This window comes from Paenibacillus selenitireducens (genome assembly GCF_002021565.1).
Lineage (GTDB): Bacteria > Bacillota > Bacilli > Paenibacillales > Paenibacillaceae > Paenibacillus_K > Paenibacillus_K selenitireducens.
In genome coordinates, this window is the sequence record NZ_MSZX01000004.1 from 463,303 (window position 1) to 480,165 (window position 16,863).

Annotated in this window: 19 protein-coding genes and 2 pseudogenes; 16 read left to right on the forward strand and 5 right to left on the reverse strand. The window is 41.3% G+C overall.

Annotated elements, in window-relative coordinates:
* Positions 1–168: 168 nt before the first annotated feature.
* The 3 genes from BVG16_RS12730 to BVG16_RS12740 all read left to right on the forward strand — a co-directional run bounded on the left by BVG16_RS12730 (position 169) and on the right by BVG16_RS12740 (position 2,380).
* A complete protein-coding gene (locus BVG16_RS12730; protein WP_078499042.1) occupies positions 169–603 on the forward strand; it encodes an LSm family protein in 435 nt (144 codons plus the stop codon).
* A 137-nt stretch (positions 604–740) separates the two neighbouring features.
* Complete coding sequence (locus tag BVG16_RS12735; RefSeq protein ID WP_078499043.1) at positions 741–1,751, forward strand: phosphotransferase family protein; 1,011 nt, start codon at positions 741–743, stop codon at positions 1,749–1,751.
* 95 nt (positions 1,752–1,846) lie between these two features.
* On the forward strand, positions 1,847–2,380 hold the full coding sequence (locus BVG16_RS12740; RefSeq protein ID WP_078499044.1) for an RDD family protein: 534 nt from the start codon (positions 1,847–1,849) through the stop codon (positions 2,378–2,380).
* A gap of 33 nt (positions 2,381–2,413) precedes the next feature.
* Here BVG16_RS12740 and BVG16_RS12745 read toward each other — a convergent pair.
* Positions 2,414–2,854, reverse strand: a pseudogene (locus BVG16_RS12745) (SDR family oxidoreductase); the annotation flags it as partial.
* A gap of 7 nt (positions 2,855–2,861) precedes the next feature.
* Between BVG16_RS12745 and BVG16_RS12750 the strand changes: the two are divergent.
* The 4 genes from BVG16_RS12750 (at position 2,862) to BVG16_RS12765 (ending at position 4,649) form a co-directional block, all read left to right on the forward strand.
* The gene (locus BVG16_RS12750; RefSeq protein WP_233147018.1) at positions 2,862–3,134 is read left to right on the forward strand and encodes an HAD family hydrolase; all 273 of its coding nucleotides are present in this window, start codon (positions 2,862–2,864) and stop codon (positions 3,132–3,134) included.
* A 13-nt stretch (positions 3,135–3,147) separates the two neighbouring features.
* Positions 3,148–3,390: an NUDIX hydrolase gene (locus BVG16_RS33995; protein WP_078499045.1), complete on the forward strand. Its 243-nt coding sequence runs from the start codon at positions 3,148–3,150 to the stop codon at positions 3,388–3,390.
* Positions 3,391–3,430: 40 nt separating this feature from the next.
* Positions 3,431–3,916 (forward strand): DinB family protein, encoded by a 486-nt coding sequence (locus BVG16_RS12760; protein ID WP_078499046.1) that lies wholly within the window; start codon positions 3,431–3,433, stop codon positions 3,914–3,916.
* Positions 3,917–4,121: 205 nt separating this feature from the next.
* The gene (locus BVG16_RS12765) at positions 4,122–4,649 is read left to right on the forward strand and encodes a hypothetical protein (RefSeq protein WP_078499047.1); all 528 of its coding nucleotides are present in this window, start codon (positions 4,122–4,124) and stop codon (positions 4,647–4,649) included.
* A 593-nt stretch (positions 4,650–5,242) separates the two neighbouring features.
* Here BVG16_RS12765 and BVG16_RS12770 read toward each other — a convergent pair.
* A complete protein-coding gene (locus BVG16_RS12770) occupies positions 5,243–5,479 on the reverse strand; it encodes a hypothetical protein (RefSeq protein ID WP_144027364.1) in 237 nt (78 codons plus the stop codon).
* A gap of 622 nt (positions 5,480–6,101) precedes the next feature.
* Between BVG16_RS12770 and BVG16_RS12775 the strand changes: the two genes are divergently transcribed.
* Together BVG16_RS12775 and BVG16_RS32795 are read left to right on the forward strand one after the other, a co-directional pair.
* The gene (locus tag BVG16_RS12775; RefSeq protein WP_144027365.1) at positions 6,102–7,304 is read left to right on the forward strand and encodes a bis-aminopropyl spermidine synthase family protein; all 1,203 of its coding nucleotides are present in this window, start codon (positions 6,102–6,104) and stop codon (positions 7,302–7,304) included.
* Positions 7,285–7,422, forward strand: coding sequence for a hypothetical protein (locus BVG16_RS32795; protein ID WP_158081680.1), 138 nt, complete (start codon positions 7,285–7,287; stop codon positions 7,420–7,422). The genes BVG16_RS12775 and BVG16_RS32795 overlap by 20 nt, the downstream gene beginning before the upstream one ends.
* 558 nt (positions 7,423–7,980) lie before the next feature.
* On the opposite strand, the gene BVG16_RS12780 is transcribed toward BVG16_RS32795, so the two are convergent.
* From BVG16_RS12780 to BVG16_RS32430, 3 genes are all read right to left on the reverse strand, one after another.
* Positions 7,981–8,952, reverse strand: a complete 972-nt coding sequence (locus BVG16_RS12780; RefSeq protein WP_078499049.1) for an S-layer homology domain-containing protein — start codon at positions 8,950–8,952, stop codon at positions 7,981–7,983.
* Positions 8,953–9,493: 541 nt separating this feature from the next.
* Positions 9,494–10,171, reverse strand: a complete 678-nt coding sequence (locus tag BVG16_RS12785) for a hypothetical protein (protein ID WP_144027366.1) — start codon at positions 10,169–10,171, stop codon at positions 9,494–9,496.
* A 622-nt stretch (positions 10,172–10,793) separates the two neighbouring features.
* Positions 10,794–10,952: a hypothetical protein gene (locus BVG16_RS32430; RefSeq protein WP_233147019.1), complete on the reverse strand. Its 159-nt coding sequence runs from the start codon at positions 10,950–10,952 to the stop codon at positions 10,794–10,796.
* Between the two features lie 183 nt (positions 10,953–11,135).
* Here BVG16_RS32430 and BVG16_RS12790 point away from each other — a divergent pair, with 183 nt between their 5' ends.
* The 7 genes and pseudogenes from BVG16_RS12790 to BVG16_RS12820 all read left to right on the forward strand — a co-directional run bounded on the left by BVG16_RS12790 (position 11,136) and on the right by BVG16_RS12820 (position 16,818).
* Complete coding sequence (locus tag BVG16_RS12790) at positions 11,136–12,014, forward strand: PhzF family phenazine biosynthesis protein (RefSeq protein WP_078499051.1); 879 nt, start codon at positions 11,136–11,138, stop codon at positions 12,012–12,014.
* A 451-nt stretch (positions 12,015–12,465) separates the two neighbouring features.
* Entirely contained in the window at positions 12,466–12,795 is a 330-nt protein-coding gene (locus BVG16_RS12795; RefSeq protein WP_018759972.1) for a hypothetical protein, read from the forward strand.
* A gap of 342 nt (positions 12,796–13,137) precedes the next feature.
* Positions 13,138–13,606: pseudogene (locus tag BVG16_RS12800) on the forward strand (VOC family protein).
* A 149-nt stretch (positions 13,607–13,755) separates the two neighbouring features.
* Entirely contained in the window at positions 13,756–14,175 is a 420-nt protein-coding gene (locus tag BVG16_RS12805; protein WP_078499052.1) for a VOC family protein, read from the forward strand.
* Between the two features lie 368 nt (positions 14,176–14,543).
* A complete protein-coding gene (locus tag BVG16_RS12810) occupies positions 14,544–15,353 on the forward strand; it encodes an AraC family transcriptional regulator (RefSeq protein ID WP_078499053.1) in 810 nt (269 codons plus the stop codon).
* Positions 15,354–15,431: 78 nt separating this feature from the next.
* Complete coding sequence (locus tag BVG16_RS12815; protein WP_078499054.1) at positions 15,432–16,409, forward strand: proline dehydrogenase family protein; 978 nt, start codon at positions 15,432–15,434, stop codon at positions 16,407–16,409.
* A complete protein-coding gene (locus BVG16_RS12820; RefSeq protein WP_408635330.1) occupies positions 16,393–16,818 on the forward strand; it encodes an ankyrin repeat domain-containing protein in 426 nt (141 codons plus the stop codon). The genes BVG16_RS12815 and BVG16_RS12820 overlap by 17 nt, the downstream gene beginning before the upstream one ends.
* Positions 16,819–16,863: the final 45 nt, after the last annotated feature.

A 16,863-nucleotide genomic window follows, 5' to 3' on the forward strand; every position in this document is an offset into this window, starting at 1 on the left:
ACCACGCCAGTTAGGCTGTCGGGCTTTTCGGCAGCCTGCTGAATACGTCGTGATTAAGCTAACATCCTGACCAGTTCCTAACATTATGGTTTCATACGGCACATGCGTACAGACGGCTTGCTACTGCCTGAATAGATTGTAATACCTGTAGAAAAGAGGTGATGATTGATGGCTGTAAAATCCAAGATGACAAGGAACAGCGCAAAGCAATGGATAGGTCAACCCGTATATATCGAATTAAAGAACGGGCGCTCTTATGTTGGTTGGGTCACAGGTGCAGAGAGTGGGCAACTGATTTTGTCCGGACAGAGTAGCCCAAGGAAGACAAAAATGATTTCTAACAAACGTGTACGCAAAGCTAGGGTTTCCAGTTTTATACCAGGTATGTTGGGGACAATGGTTGGGAGCGGTTCGATGTTTGGCGGTGGTTTGAATCCCGGCGCCGGGGGCATCGGTGGAGGAAGCGCAGCAGGTGGAATAGGTGGGGGCTTTGGAGGCTTAGGGAGCATCATGGGATTTATGGGAAAAGCATTCCCAATAATGAGGATGGGATATGGAATGATCAAATCCATTATGCCGCTTATGAAAATGTTTAACGGTTAAGGCTTAAACCAGCTTTGCAGACTAAGCTGTCAGCGAAGCTGGTTATCTACATAGTACTATTATGAGAGTTTTACATGCAGGATACTAATAATTGGAATCGAATTAATAATTTATCATACGAATGGTGGTGAGTGCAATTGACTACTGAAATCTTTTTTTCTTCGAACAAATTGGGCGTAGTAACAAACGAGCAGTTACAGTTGATGCTTAACCGATTTAATCTAGGAAAACTCATTTCCTCTGAAAGAACATCAAATGGTGTGGGAAACCAGACCCTGTTTGTTTTATCCTCTTCGGGAGAGTATGTGCTTAAAGGAAACCCACTCTATGAGGGACAGTTCATTGAAGAAAAATTCTATGTGGATAATCTGCTTAGACGAACAGAATTGCCTGTTCCCTCCCCATACCTAATTGATGAATCGAAAGACATATTTGATTGGTGTTATTCTATAATGCCTCGTCTTCCGGGCAGACATATTAACGAGCCAGGATTTGAAGCAGGACTTAATGTAACAGAAAAAAAACAAGTTGCTGAATTATTAGCAATTTGCTTATGCGAATTACATAGTTGGAAAGTTGACCAATATGGCGAGTTTGACACTAAAAATCAGACTATTCGTCCGTTTGAGGGTTCTTACAAAACATGGCTTTACAACAGAATTAGATATTGGTTGGAGGATGCTAAAAAATATTCAGAAATCACCTCTAGAGATACGGAATGGGTCGAAGATTTATTGGCTGCTTCGGAAGACGTATTCGATAACTTGTGCTTACCAACCTTCGTCATGGGCGATTTCAAAGCAGATAACATTCTTGTGCAAGATAAAACTAATGGTTTTCAGTTAAGTGGTATTTTTGATTTCACCACGGGTTATTTTGGTGATGGAATTGCAGACTTGCCAAGAATAGTTTCCATGTATCTAGATCATGGGGAAGAAGAACTAGCAAAGCAGTTCATCACTGTATATTTCAATTGTTCTAAAGCAAAAGAAGCCTTCCTAGAACGCTTTAGAATCCATATGCTTCACCAACGGGTGTTAGATTGGGGATGTGCCAAAGCAATAAATAATGTCACTTGGGATAAAAACCTTCATTTTTCTCAATGGGTGGAAAGATACACAGAAGCGGCGGCATATTTGTTAAGTTGATTTATTCAGCTAACGGAATGGGCAGGAAAGTTGAATAAAACCCCGAATAATCAACTAGTGTTATGTTCCTTATTTGGGTCAGGAGGGGTAGAGTTGTGCATAGGCATGGAGAGTTAAAAAGCGTATCTCTAGGTACCCGCATAATCGCCTTTTTATGGGATTATGTTATCATTACGAGCTACATCATCCTGCTAATCGGCGTATCCTTTCTTATACGGCCTTTGTTGATTCCACTGTTTACGATAAATCCTATTTCGGCCGAGATCACTGGGTTTCTATTCATTACTCTACCTGTATATCTTTATTTTGCCGTATGTGAGGGATCGAAATCGCACGCGACATGGGGGAAAAGAAAAGTGGGGATTGTGGTGACTGGGATTTATGGTCAATCCATCGGACTAGGCTCCTCGCTTTTTCGTTCTGCCCTTAAATTCATCCCTTGGGAACTAGCCCATTTCACCATTTGGCACATGGTCATTCCTTCTGATTACCCCAATTCATTCATTTATTCATTATTGGCGACGGTCTACGGTCTGGCACTTATCTACTTGATAAGTCCATTATGGAGCAAAAATAAACAAACTGTATATGACCTTATTGCGGGCACCGTTATAAGATACAAAAATTAAGGATTCATCTGGGGAAGAAAGCATGTTCGTTATTTATCCATTAATGATCACTCCGCCATTGATATGAATCATTTGTCCGGTAATATAAGAAGCATCTTCAGAAGCTAAAAAAACATAAGCTGGTGCGATTTCCTGAGGTTGTCCAGCACGTTTCATTGGTGTCGTCGCTCCCCATCTCGCAACTTGATCAGCAGGAAATGAAGCAGGGATGAGGGGTGTCCATATCGTTCCAGGAACGACTCCGTTAACCCGAATCCCGCTTTTTACGAGCGATTTCGAAAGGGATCGCGTAAATGCAACGATAGCGCCCTTTGTTGCAGAATAATCAATTAGCTGTTCATTACCTTCATAAGCCGTTAGCGATGCTGCGTTTATGATCGTACTTCCTTGTTTTAAATAGGGTAAGGCAGCCTTTGCCAAATAAAAGATAGAGAAGAAATTGGTACGGAAGGTTTTCTCCATTTGTTCCGAACTTGCAGAAGTGTTCAGTGATGAAACCATATTTCACGCAGAGCAGTTAGGCTATCGCAAGCCAGATCCACAAATTTATGTTGTTGCGTTAGAGCTGTTTGGAAAAAAGCCCGATGAGACGCTCTTTATTGGTGATTCTTGGACTCACGATGTAGTTGGTCCAATGGAAGCTGAGATAGACGCTATCTGGGTTAACCCAAAGGGGCTCCCTCAGACTACAAACCATAGTCCAGTAGCAATTGTACCTGATGTTACAGAGATACGGCACTTATTACTCAATTAATTGGGGGGACAAAATGAGCGAATATATTCGAGAATTACGTTCATTAGTTGGAACAAGACCTTTAATTTTAACTGGTTCGGTAGTAATCATTCAAAATGATAACGATCAAATTCTATTACAACATCGCAAAGACGGGAATTGGGGATTAAGCGATCCGACTGAATCACACGAGATACGCTTTTTTGATATGCACGATCTTCCGAGCTTGAACCCTGCAAATACTGTATACCTATCGAAGTATATTCTTAAAGTATAATTTAACAGTTAATTTATTTTCTTATTGCGGAGGGGTTTTATTGCAAACACTTTTTAGATATAACTGGATGGTAAGAGAAGACTGGTATCGTTGGTGTGAAGAGTTAAGTGAAGAAGAGCTTTTGCAAAACAGAACGGGTGGAATGGGAAGTATATTACATACGCTTTTCCATATTGTTGATGTCGAGTGGAGCTGGATACGTCTCTTACAGGATAAAACTGACTTTCAGGAGAGTTTCGATAATTATAAAAGCTTGAACAAGGTTAGAAAATTGGACGCAGAATTTCATTTAGAAGTGGAGAACTTTGTGAACAACTGGGATGATAGTATGGAAAATCAATTATTTTACGATACCCTGCCAGATGGAAGAATTGTAACAGATACTTGGGGTGAAGTTATGCGCCATGCCATTGCTCACGAAATTCACCATATAGGACAATTATCAATTTGGGCAAGAGAATTAGGAAGAAAGCCTGTTTCTGCAAACTTTATCGGACGGGGGCTTTCCTCTCATTCGAAAAAATAATTCTTATTGGAGGCCATAAGAATTGTCCAATTCAAACTTTAAATTTCCTGATATCGAGACAGATAGGTTGAAACTCACTAATCTGACTTTGACCTTCATTTCCAGCACAGTTATAATACCGTAAAATAATAAGATTTGTGTCGAAGTGTGACTTATGACTTCGCACAAATCTTATTGAATTTTCCTGAAAGTAGAAGGTGCATTTATGAGATCCAATGTATTTAAAGTAACAATATCTCTGATAATTGTTTTAGGAATAATAATAACACTCATTTTATTTTTCTATCAATTCCCTAAGAAGGTGGATATAGTTTCCCCTGCTGTAAGTTTTTACGAGAAAGACCCCTCTTCCATCAAGCATACTTCAATAAGAATATCAGGAACATTGAACCGACCTTTGTTTCAACAACATATATTCAAAGGCACAGTAACGATTGATGGCTTAGAATTTACTAAAGAGAATGGAACCCTCGATACCTATGTACTTGATAAAAATAATGGGATCAATTCAGGAAATCTTGTTTATCATAAACCCTCAAAGCCAGGGGAAATTGTCACCTTAAGTATGATCTGGTTTGATGACAATTTTGAACATATAAATATTGTGAGTAAATGGGGACCAAATAAGAAATTGTGGTTCTTCATCGTTTCTGGTTCTTCTTATGAAGAGGTGATTGATACTCAAAAGAAGATGAGAGAGAAGTATGGTTCGACTTTTGTTCCGCGAGAATAAAGGCACTTGAGAGCGATTTGAATGATCCGTTAGAGGAAATGAGGGCAGAGCGTTAATTAATTTATTATTCATTTCGGAATCTAAGTACGAGACCGACGTTGCATTCAACTATAACAGGGTTCATTTCATCACTCCCAAAATAATTTTCACCGGCAACCCCTCACCTTCTTGTCGTCCACATTATCGCATGTGATTCGGGATCATCGTCCCAACCAGATCATGGTTTAACAAGTAGGTGGGATGAACTGTATAGCTTTCGGGATCCAGCTCCCACGGGCAGATTCGTTCGATCCCCGGCTACAGCTATCTTACGACCACACAAAAATGAGGTCTACCAGAAAGATTTGGTGACCTCATAATACGAACGGGCAGGATTACGTAGTATCGTCAGATGCGTTTCCCCATTCCTTGTTACCTTCTATCGTAGGGTATGATTCATCGTCTATAAATTCATAGACAAAAAAAGCCCAAGCATCGTACGCTTGAGCTTTGATCTACAGGACCTTGCCGGATTACGCTACAATTATGTGCAAAATTTGGTTCCCGATCAGAAAGTTCGTTTATTTTAGGATGAAGATCAAGAGCTTATTATTTTAGAGGAAGAAGAATGGAAAAAAGAATGGCTCGAAACGGTCACGACGATCAAAACGATCAAAACGGTCACGACGATCAAAACGGTTAAAACGGTCACGACGATCAAAACGGTCAAAACGGTCAGAACCGCAAGAAGAACATTTTGTGCGTACTGATTTCATGTTTTTTTGTTTAGCTTTATTATTCATATTTTTGTTTGAGCTTGTCCGCACATGTTTTTTGTTGGTGTTTTTCATCTATTTATCACCTCCTTGTTTTATATAGTATGTACAATAAGTTGCACTGATTGGACGAGCGTTTATTTGAGATTAAAATAAACTTCTATACCGCTGGGTAAAGGTTTTTATCAAATGAATCAACAGTTGTTCAACTAACGGGACACGATAGTTCAATAGCAACAAGAAGGCAGCCAATTATCAATCGGTTGCTCAAGTCAAGTGCGAATTTCGATATAATTTAAAGCCCGCACTGATCAACTTGACTCTAGTAATCGTGTATAGTAATATATAGTAATATTTACTAAGGGAGAGATGTTGATGTCGGCGGTAGTTCTTAACTAACCAAATTCCATACTTGAAGTTTTCAACAGTCCTAGGGACCAATTGCTGATATAGCATGGTTTTTTTTGATGGGAATTTTGAAGGCTTCGGAATTAGTTAAGAACAGCGGATAATAATCAAAGCCTTAGTGCTGCCTATTGTTATGCACCCACAATCCGTGCTGTCTTCAGCGCGGGTTTTTTGTTTTTTTGCGGTGTTTATTTAGGTAGTGTTCAAAAAGGGCAGGGATGACGTATGTTCATTCCTGCCCTTTTTGTATTTTCATTATGGTGAAATTACAGTTTTTAGGAGGGATTGTGTGAATATGTACATTGAACAAGCAAGTCAGCATATCCGGCTGCAAGAAGGGCCTCAGGTGATCGAGCAGCTACTACTCGAATGCTACTTGAACCCGGGGATTTCAACGAAAGAGTTAGCACGCAAAACGCTACTCCCTACCCCTGTGGCTGCGGCAATCAAACGGGAATTAATTAAAGCGGGGGCGCTCGTGCAGGAACGCGGCGTCCGCTGTACAACGGACGGACTCGCATCGATTGAACGGGAATGGGGATACCGCGGCTTGAATCATTCCCTTTATCATGATCTGCTTGATGAGTCAAAATGGATCGAGAGTCTTAAAGATACGCTGGCTATATTGGAGGAACTTTTATCGCTGCGGCCTTCCGTGGATGTTCAGATTGATCAGTCCAAATGCACACCGGAAACGAGCCTGCGCCGGGCTATCCTTTGTTTGAAGCAGCATGCATTGATCGGAAAGCAGATTTTATGTGTCGGCGATGATGACCTGGTGAGTGTGTCTATTGGTCTGCTGCTGCAGCGTTTGTTTCCAGATGGCGGGCACACCGTTACGCATGTAGATGTTCTGGATATTGACGAAAGATTCATAACGTACATTGGAACGATTGCAAAGGAGCGGGGACTGCCGATTCGGTGCCACCGGCTGGATTTGAGGGAGCCGCTGCCGGAAAACCTGCACGGGCAGTATGATTGTTTCTTTACAGATCCGCCCTATACGCTTCAGGAAATGGGGTTGTTCGTATCGCGCGGCATGCAGGCATTAATGAGGGAGAGGGGGCTGCCAATTTTTCTGTCATTTGCGCATAAATCGCCAGAGTTTATGCTTGCCATGCAACGGGAATTTGTCCGCATGGGGCTGACGGTCAGTGCTAATTTTCCGCAATTCAACGCCTACGAAGGCGCGGAAATGATCGCCAATCGAAGCCAGATGTTCATTCTGCGGACAACAGATCAGTCAAAACCGGAATATCCGGAGGCATTTACAGACGCCTTGTATACTGGCGAGGTGAAACAAACGCTTCGTACTTACCGTTGCAAGCAGTGCTCAAGAGATGTGTATGTCGGAATTAACGGGGAATTTGCGACCATAGAGCAGCTTAAGAATGAAGGATGCACGGGCTGCAGTCATGATTCGTTTGATATGGTGGCCAAGAAACGAGTATCTCCAGAAAGGAATGACAAGCGTGATTATACGGCAGATTGAAGCTCGTGATTTGACCGAGATAGCGAAATGGGAACGGAAGATTTCCAAGATCTCTTTTGGCGAGGAAGCCTTTACGGTCTTGGCTTTTCACTTGCACAAGCTGGAGAAAACAACATAAATGATGAGTATTTGCAGCGTTACAGGGTCGACCAGAAGTAAATCAAACGCGTAAAGTCGAGAATCGAACAAAAAAGCATTACTCTAATCATTAAGTAATGCTTTTTTGTTTATTGTTGTTCTTTTATTAGTTGTAACCATTAAGCTAACGGGACACGATAGTTGAATCTAATTAACAGACAATATATCAAAAGTCATACCTCCTTCTTTATATAGCTTTACTGCATAATTCATACCTGCGTGATTTTTATAGGTTAGGACACCCCCTTATTGAACCTGGTACAATAACAGAAAGAGCAGGAGGAACACCTCGCTGCTCTTTCTGTTATTGCCTTATTATTTTTACAACGAATTTAGTCAAACCCACTGAACAACATCTTCCGGTGTTGCACCATGCACAACAAATACTGGATGATTTGTCGACATCCGATTATTAACAGACTGAACGGGGAAGAAGACCCTTTTACATTTCCATAGTCCTGAATCGCAGTGAAAAATGGGTATATTATCCATAAAAAGAGCGGTTGAATTTCTCAATTCGACCGCTGCTTTCATACTACTACAATATAATTTCAAATGATGATTTAATGTTCTGAACATCCTTAAACATAGCTTTATAATCCTCCATTGACTTATTATCGCTTGGATCATATTGAACATCCGTTGGCGTATGGAAAATGTATGCGTGGTCTCCATACTCACCAACTTTAACGGCAGGAATTTGGCCTTTAATTTCCTCTTCCCTCTCAATCCAATAGTCTTTAGGCCACACAGCTATTGTAAATAACACCCCATATTTTGTTGTTTTGTTAATAAATTTAAGAATGTGATTGGATTGTGGATCTTTAGTATCCACTACCTCAAATTTATTTTCCCAAGTTTTCGGAAGAGTGAGTGTAAAGTGATACTCAGTATTATTATAAACCAGCACATTTTCACTTCGATTATACTTTTCTTCTACCGCCGAAATGGGTTGCAGAGCTTTAGAGTCTAATCGCAGACGTTCAATAAATACGACAACTTCAGTCCTTGACAGTGTATCGTCTTTATAAAATCCTTTTACAGTCCTTGTAGTTTTTCCATTAGCTAATCCAAGATCAAGGAGGTACTGAATCGAATCAGCCACATTGTAATTTTGTCCTGCGGCGTTTGCTAAATATTGAGCGGCCGTTCCCCTAGAAAATGTCTTATTGGTGGGCTTCACTTTCCAACCTATTTTATCAACATAATTTAAATACGGTTCATCCCAGTGTGCTGGATGGGTACCCAGTATGAAATCATTGGGCTGAAAAGCTCTTATAAGCATAGCAAGAAATTCACTTTGACTTACGACCTTGTCTGGCTTAAAAGTACCATCTGGATATCCATCCACTATCTTATTTTCAAAAGCCCATTGAATGCTTGCATAACCCCAATATTCAGCTGTCACATCGCTAAAGGAAGTCCCCTTTGCATATGTTGGACCTAAATTTATACATAACATGCTTATTGAAAGAATCGCAACGCAAATTTGTCTTTTGTATAGTTTCATTATTATAGCTCCCTTATTGTTTTCTTAAGTATAAGAATCCACCAAGTTGGCGTGAGGATATCAGCTTACCAGCAGGTCCCATCTTATTTTTCAAACATAAAATTACTTTTGGTATTCCATTGGGCTGAATAAATCCCCCCATAAATGCTCTGCAATTGTATACTTTAGACTTTTTCGCTTGGTGTGAAAGCAACGGATTAATGACGACGATATGCAGATACTGATGCCCTTCCAAGAATTGAACAACTGAACTATGATAATGGCCCGTTGCTTCTAATACGACAGTTGCACACTTCCCTGTAAAGGATTCTAAATCTTGAACAAAACGAAGTAAGGAAGCAAGTCCCTCAAGATTGTGTTAGGTTGAAATCGTCATACAGCACTAAAGGAATATCTCCTGCCCTCCATTGCAACAGTCATTGTATTAAAAAACTTATCGATTGGCTTGATTCTCTTGTATGTATGATTATAAATAAAAGCCCTGACAACAGGGTGACAGGGCTCTTAGAGGTTTTAGTTCGATATATCATTTTGGGATCAATTATTTTTTTAACGGTTCGACACCGATCGTAGTACCTGTATCGCTCGGGTCTTTCATTTTTATATTCGTAATAAACCAACCTTCATGACCTTTAGATGCAAACTTTTGTACGGTGACAACCGCAGAGCCCTTGCCTTTCCAATTGGAAGCAACAAGGCCATAATCGAATGAGAACTGAGTCGTCGTTTTATTCAGAGATTTTGTTTTGAGCTTTTCGATCTCAGACATATGCGGACTGGAGCCGCCCGTTGTCCAGTAGTAATCTTCGAATTCTTTCTTGGTTTTGGAACGTAGTTCAGGTGAGAAAACAGCGAATTGCAGCGCTCCATTGCGAGTCTGAATGCCTTTGACCCAAGTATCTAAGGCTTCTTTTGCTGTAGAGGGGACCATCGCCGCTTCCAAACGTTCGATCTGAATCGCTTGTTGAGCGGAATCCGGCAGCGTCACTTGAACTTCATTCTTATCAGCATCGTAGACCGCCTTGCCTTTAAATTCTTCCGCAAGGCGATCGATCGGAACAAGCACTTTGCCGTCTTTGACTTGAAGGTCTAGATAGCTCGTCACAACGCCATGTCCATTGATAAGTAAATTCAATTTAGATTCTGCATAAGCAGAGCCTAAAGCAATCATCGCCCCGAGGGCAGTACACAGCATAATTTTTGACAGGGGTTTCATCATATTCACCTCTTCTTCATATAGAAGTATAGACGATTCATCCTGGAAAAAGTTTCCCCTGACATAGCGAAAGGGAGCCCGGAGGCTCCTTTTTTTACATGTTATTCTTTTGTTTATAATCTTGTATTTTGGCCGGCATACCGGATACTACTCGGATACCGTTTTCTCAACTAACGGGCAGGATAGTTCCAATATGTGGTATTGTAATGTATCTAACAACGCTTATGAAATTTCTAATTGGAAGCTACATATTACTATTGCAGACTACTTAGAAATCGATGTTGAATTTATTGTGCGCTTTCTACATTTTTAAATGCTGGAACCTTGATGTTAACCCCAACTCCACCCAAACAGCTCATTGATCTACATATAGAGTATCTCGCTAGCTTTAGTGAATACTCAAAATCCAGAATCGTTGTACTTAACCAATATGTGGACACCACATTGCACTATTGCAAACAGATAGAGTCAAACTGGGCTTATTGAAGCATTTGTTTACTGTTCAAAACAGTATCTATAATCGGCAACGAAAGATTTTGCTAAGGACGATAGTTCAACCAAAACAGGGAGCAGCCCGTTGCGGAGCTGCTCCTAGTGCCGTATATTATTTTTTTGTGTTTCTTCCTTACAACTTGTTCACCATCTCCTTGATCTGTTCCAGCCAATCAGCACGAGTTGCTTCTTCGGAACTCGGTACGGATTCGAAAATCACATGGTTCAGCACCTCTAGACCACAATATTCGAAAATGCCTATGTCGGAAGTCAGAATTAAAGCTTTGTCCATGCCACTTGCGGCATATTGGGCATGCGATTTTCCTTGTGTGTTGATAATTATGGCTTTTTATCTGTATTATTAATGATACAATTTATTGTACTAAGAGATTTCCCAGCTGGATCTCAAGTTAGCGAATGGGACGTGCTGTTGCGCACATCGTTTTTTTGAAGATAAGGAGAGGACGAGCGGAACATGAATGTGGAAGTGTATACATTAAATGCGTTTTCGAAAGGGGAGCGTGGCGGTAATCCAGCAGGTGTTGTCTTAGAGGATGGCCTTTCGCTGAAGGCTGCCGAAATGCAGCTCATAGCGAAGGAATTGGGCTTATCGGAGACGGCCTTTATGGAAAAATCCTTGCTTGCGGATTACAAAATCCGTTATTTCACCCCCGCCAGCGAAGTTGATCTGTGCGGACACGCCACGATTGCTGCATTTGGACTCATGCATTCGCTGGGTTTGGCAAAAGAAGGGACCTTCTATACGATAGAAACCAAGGCAGGGATTTTGGATGTCGGTATTAGCTCCGAGGGTCTTGTTTATTTGTCACAGGCTTTACCAAAATTTCTTGAAAGGATATCCTGTGAGGAAATAGCTCCATCCTTGGGAATGGATACCAAAGATCTGGAAACCGGGTTACCCATCCAAATTGTTTCGACGGGACTGCGGGACATTTTGATCCCGATCCGCAGCAGGAAGCTCTTGAATGAGGTTCAGCCCAATTTTGACGCTATAACCGCCATCAGCGAAAAATATGATGTGGTTGGATATCATCTGTTCACGATGGATACTCCAGACGATGCTGCTGCGGAATGCCGGAATTTTGCGCCGCTGTACGATATTCCCGAGGAAAGCGCGACAGGAACATCCAACGGTGCCCTGCTCAGCTATTTGTACCAACATGGCCAACGATCTTTGCAGGAAGTGGAGCATGTCATGTTCAGGCAAGGGTATTCGATGGATTGTCCTTCTGAAATCAAGGCAAGTTTGCGCCTGAGCGAGAGCGGTGAAATCAACCAAGTTCGAGTTGGCGGTGCAGTGGCTGGCATTGAACAAAGACATATCATGATATAAGCGGAATCAAATAGCCTGTTTGCAGCCACTATACTATAGGGGCAAGTAGGTTAATTCTGCTAATGGCAGGCGAGGATAGATAGCAGAGGATGTATGCGTGAGCAGACGGGTTAACCGTTTTTCATCCAATCTGTTGTTTCCCTTGATTTTGATCGTTTTGCGTTCCTCGGGGCAAGCGCAATGCTAGGTCGCTTGCGTTGAAGATCGTGAGCGACACATAGTTGCATTGAGCTAACGGGACACGATAGCTCCATAAAGGCAGTTGAAGGCAGCCGGCTTCTTGTGATCGGCTGCCTTTTCTCAACTAACGGGCAGGATAGTTCAAAAGTTTCGCGAATACCCTACATACGGAATTATTTACGAAGTTCGTGAATAAGACGTTATCTGAAACATCTGCAATATTGAAAACCATTCATAGGTTAATCCAACTTATTATGAGGAGTTGAAAAAAGTGTATTGGGAAACCCTTCCTAATTGGTTTTGGGCACTATATTACTTGTTTTTATTAACAACATTAGGAACTGCAGTATTTATTGTTATACGAAAGAAAATAAGAAGTTTATCCATGGTAGCCATTGTTTTTACTGTAACGATTCCAATTATTGGCCTGATAAATAGTATTGGAAGGGCAGAAGGAATAAATGAATTTGAACATTTAATTATTCAATTACAACAAGGGGCAATTTGGTCTATATATATAATTTTGGGTAATTTATTTTTATTACTATGGTGGGTTTTGTTCTTACTCAAGATCAAGAGTAAAAATCAAGTAATAGTATAAAAGTACAAAGACCTCACTTTGTGGTCTTTCGAAGCAACAATCTACACTAGAAAAACCGACTCAAATAATCATTAGGAATGAAATGTAAAAGTTATTCGAAGAGGGCAGATGCATCAGATAACAATGTGTTCACGCATCGGGGGACAAGCCCCCTCGGTCCCGGGAGAAAGTCGAAGAAGCAGATGCCGGGACACATCCGCACCACCTAACCGCATCGCGGGTCGGTCACTACGTTCGCTTAAGGTGGTGGGACGTCGTGAACACGGAAACGTTATATGCAATCGGGGCAGAGCAAAATTCATTTTATTCTTTCTAACTTTACGTTAAGGAGTAGAAGCAATCATGATTAAGAATTTGTACGAGACTCATCTACAATACTTCAATTGAATTCTATAACAAGTTAGGGCTTGAGCTATCTTTATTAATTGAAGATAGAAGGATTGCATTTTTTTATATTGGAAAGGAACGTCAATTACTTGGTCTTTGGGAAGTCCTGGACGGCAATGAAGTAAGTAGAAGGCATTTTGCTTTTGGGACTGATTTAGATTTATTAAAGAAATCAATTGATTGGCTGAAAGAAAGGGGAATTGAACCCGTAAAAACCTTTGGAAAAGAGCCAATTGAACCAATTGTACATACATGGATGCCTGCGGCAGCTATTTATTTTAATGATCCTGATGGAAACGAATTGGAATTTATTACATGGTTACCAGACGAACCTCACAATTTGGGATATGCAATTTATCTAAGTGAATGGAATGAGATGATAGAGACAAGAAAGGCCGTTGAACTAACGGGGAACGAAAATTAAATAAATTACTAAAACGCGGCAGCCGGCATAGATCGGCAGCCGCGTTTCGCTATTGGGCAGGATAGTTTGATTGTGTATCAGGAAAATAATGGGTGTATCTCGAATTGAAATACAATCACGATTTATTTCTCTTGAAGGAGGGGTTTCAAATGAACACCACATCAAAGAGTAAAACACTTGTTCATACTGTAGTTCAGGTTAGACTGCCAGTTAGAAATATCGATGAATCCGTTGCATGGAATGAAAAGTATTTCGGCTTTACACATTGCTGGAAAACCGAAGAAGAATCAGACCTGAAGCTTGAACCAGGACCCTATTTGTTTTTTAAACGAGTAGAACAACCCATTCCAATCCATATTGTATCGGACGGAAAACCCTATGCGGTACTTTGTATAAAAACATCTGATGTTTTTGAATGTTACCAAAGATTCGTCGACGCAGGTGAAGAGGTAACCGAAATAACGTATACTTGGGGTATTGATCGATTTCCTGAATTCAATGTTACAGACCCTTCAGGCAATATTATAAATATAGCGAACTATCCCGATTTACATATTAATGGCTTTTGAGCATTGGTCCGCGTTCACCGACAGCTGAAGTGATTGGACTAGTTTTCACGTAACTGATTCAGAGGGCTATCTTACCTTATTAAAGATTGTTAATTTGGTATTCAGCTAACGGGACACGATAGCTTAATAAACAACTAAGACGCGGCTGCCGGCATCGATGGGTAGCCGCGTTACGCTAACGGGCAGGTTAGTGCAACAATAGCAGCTTTAATGCGTCTAAATTAACATTAAACCGACACAACATATTTGCTCCTATCATACTGTCTGTTGCAATTCTTCCATTCGCGACCTGCGCATTGGCTGAGGATAGAAAGCTCGTTTGTGTTCAGCGTAGAATTTCTTCGTATAGAAAGGGTGTTTAGTGAAGTATGTCTGATGTAACCTTTTACCGAGATAATAAGCTGCCTTTCTTGGAGGCCAAGCGATGTCTGAAGAGTGATTTTGCTTATCAAAAGCATTTCCATGAAGAATATTCGATCGGGTTGATTGATAAAGGTGAGACGAACGCTTGGTGCGATGGAACCTTGCATCGGGTTGAAGCGGGGAGGATGATTAGTTTTCCGCCGATGATGCTGCATGCATGTCATCCGGATGCTGGCGTAGAGTGGAGTTACAAGATGCTGTTCATTAAAACTGAGTGGTTGCAGGGGCTTAAACAACAGGAACTCGATCAGTTGCATGTTCCTTTTTTATTGGGAGAGGGTAAGAATAAAGCCTGTCGTAAGCACATCAACCGTACGATGGAGGCCTTTACTGGATCGTGTTCTCCGCTTGAGATCGAATCGGCTTTGATTGAGCTGGTACATGTGCTCATTAGCCAGAATGCCTCGGATCTTGAACATGAATCGCGCCGTGGCAACCAGGACCACAAGTACGCTAAACTCATAAAGGAATACCTGCACGAGCATTATACCGAACGGATCACGATGAATGAGCTGGAGAACGTATCCGGAATTAGTAGATTTCATCTCATTCGTTTATATAAGAGGTGGAATCATTTGCCTCCGCATGCCTATCAAAACTTATTGCGAATTAATCACGCAAAAACAGAATTAATGAAGCAGCGGCCTATTGCCGAAATTGCTGTAGAAGCGGGATTCTACGACCAGAGCCACTTCGCGAGAACATTTGGCAGGATTGTAGGGATTACACCGCAAAAATACGCGTTATCGATGTAAATTAGGAGCAATTTTATACAATACAGTCTCTCCACTCCCCAGTACAATGAGAGTTAATTTGGAAAAGGGAGTGGTATCATGTACCAACAATTGTTTTTGGAAAAACAATTCACAGAAACATTAAAATCAATCGCTCGCCGCGCGGACTTAAAGCTTTATGTGGAGCGGACGCCTCAACTGAATCGTCTTTTGCGACAAGCTGCCTCACGGTATATTACGGGGAATTTTCGTCAAGACGGGCTAGAAGCTGGCCGAAAGTTAGTGGCTAAAGGTTATGCAATTTCCATCGAATATATCGGTGAAAATACAACGGATGCCACCGAATGTGAAGCAATCGTTGCTGAAATGAAGGCCTTGATCAGTGATTTAGGACAAGCTGGAATATCAGCCCGGGTATCCTTTGATTTATCGCATATCGGACTTTCTTTGTATCAAGAACTTGCCTTCTCACATTTGATGAATCTAGCGGAGCAAGTACAGGGAACCGACGTAGAGCTTTTCATTAGCATGGAAGAGTCTAGCAAAACAGACGATATTCTTTCCGTTTACAAACAGGCAGTGTGTGTGTATCCGAATATCGGCATTACTTTGCAGGCTCATTTGACAAGAACGCCGGAGGATCTGGCTTCGCTACTTTCTCCTAGTCGTATCCGCATTGTGAAAGGGGCTTATCAGGAATCGAGTGATTACTCGATTCCTCGTTCTCCGGAGCTTAATCATCGTTATTTAGAACTTGTCGAAAGCGCTATTCGTCAGGGACACCACGTGTCGATCGCTAGCCATGACGAAGTCATTATGGATGAAGTGCTGGAACGAGGATGGTTATCCGACTCTAAGGCGGAAATCGAAATGTTATATGGCATTCGACCGGATTTAGCCAGCAGGATGCAAAATGTTGGGCACCCGGTACGGATTTATCTTCCATACGGGCATGAATGGTATTTGTATTTGTGTCATCGGATTGCGGAATTTCCGCCGAATCTTTATCAAGCCGTAATCGATATGGTAGGCAATGAGGAAGTTGAACGCATGCAAGCGTATGTCGAAAGAGGATAATAAAAAACATAAAAAGGAAAAACCGATTAGAGAAGACTGGTTTCCGAGAAAGTTAGGGATGCCGGTAGGCAATGCCCATGGTGACTTAGAACGGATTAAACAACTACTCGATCAAGAACCAGGCCTTATAAATGCATCTTGGGATTGGGGAAATGGTGATTGGGAGACTGCTTTAGGGGCTACCGCTCATATGGGTAGAAAAGACATTGCGAGTTTTCTTTTAAGTAAAGGGGCTCGCATTGACCTTTTTGCAACTGCAATGTTAGGGAAGATCGACATTGTCATAGCGATGCTTACTGATAATCCTAATCTGAAACATTCACTTGGCCCGCACGGTATCCCACTTATAAATCATGCTGAAGCTGGTGGAGATGATTCACTCACAGTTGTTGAGTACTTAAGACAATAAATATATTACAAAGAGTGGATTAATTTATTCTAGTCCTGCATTTGT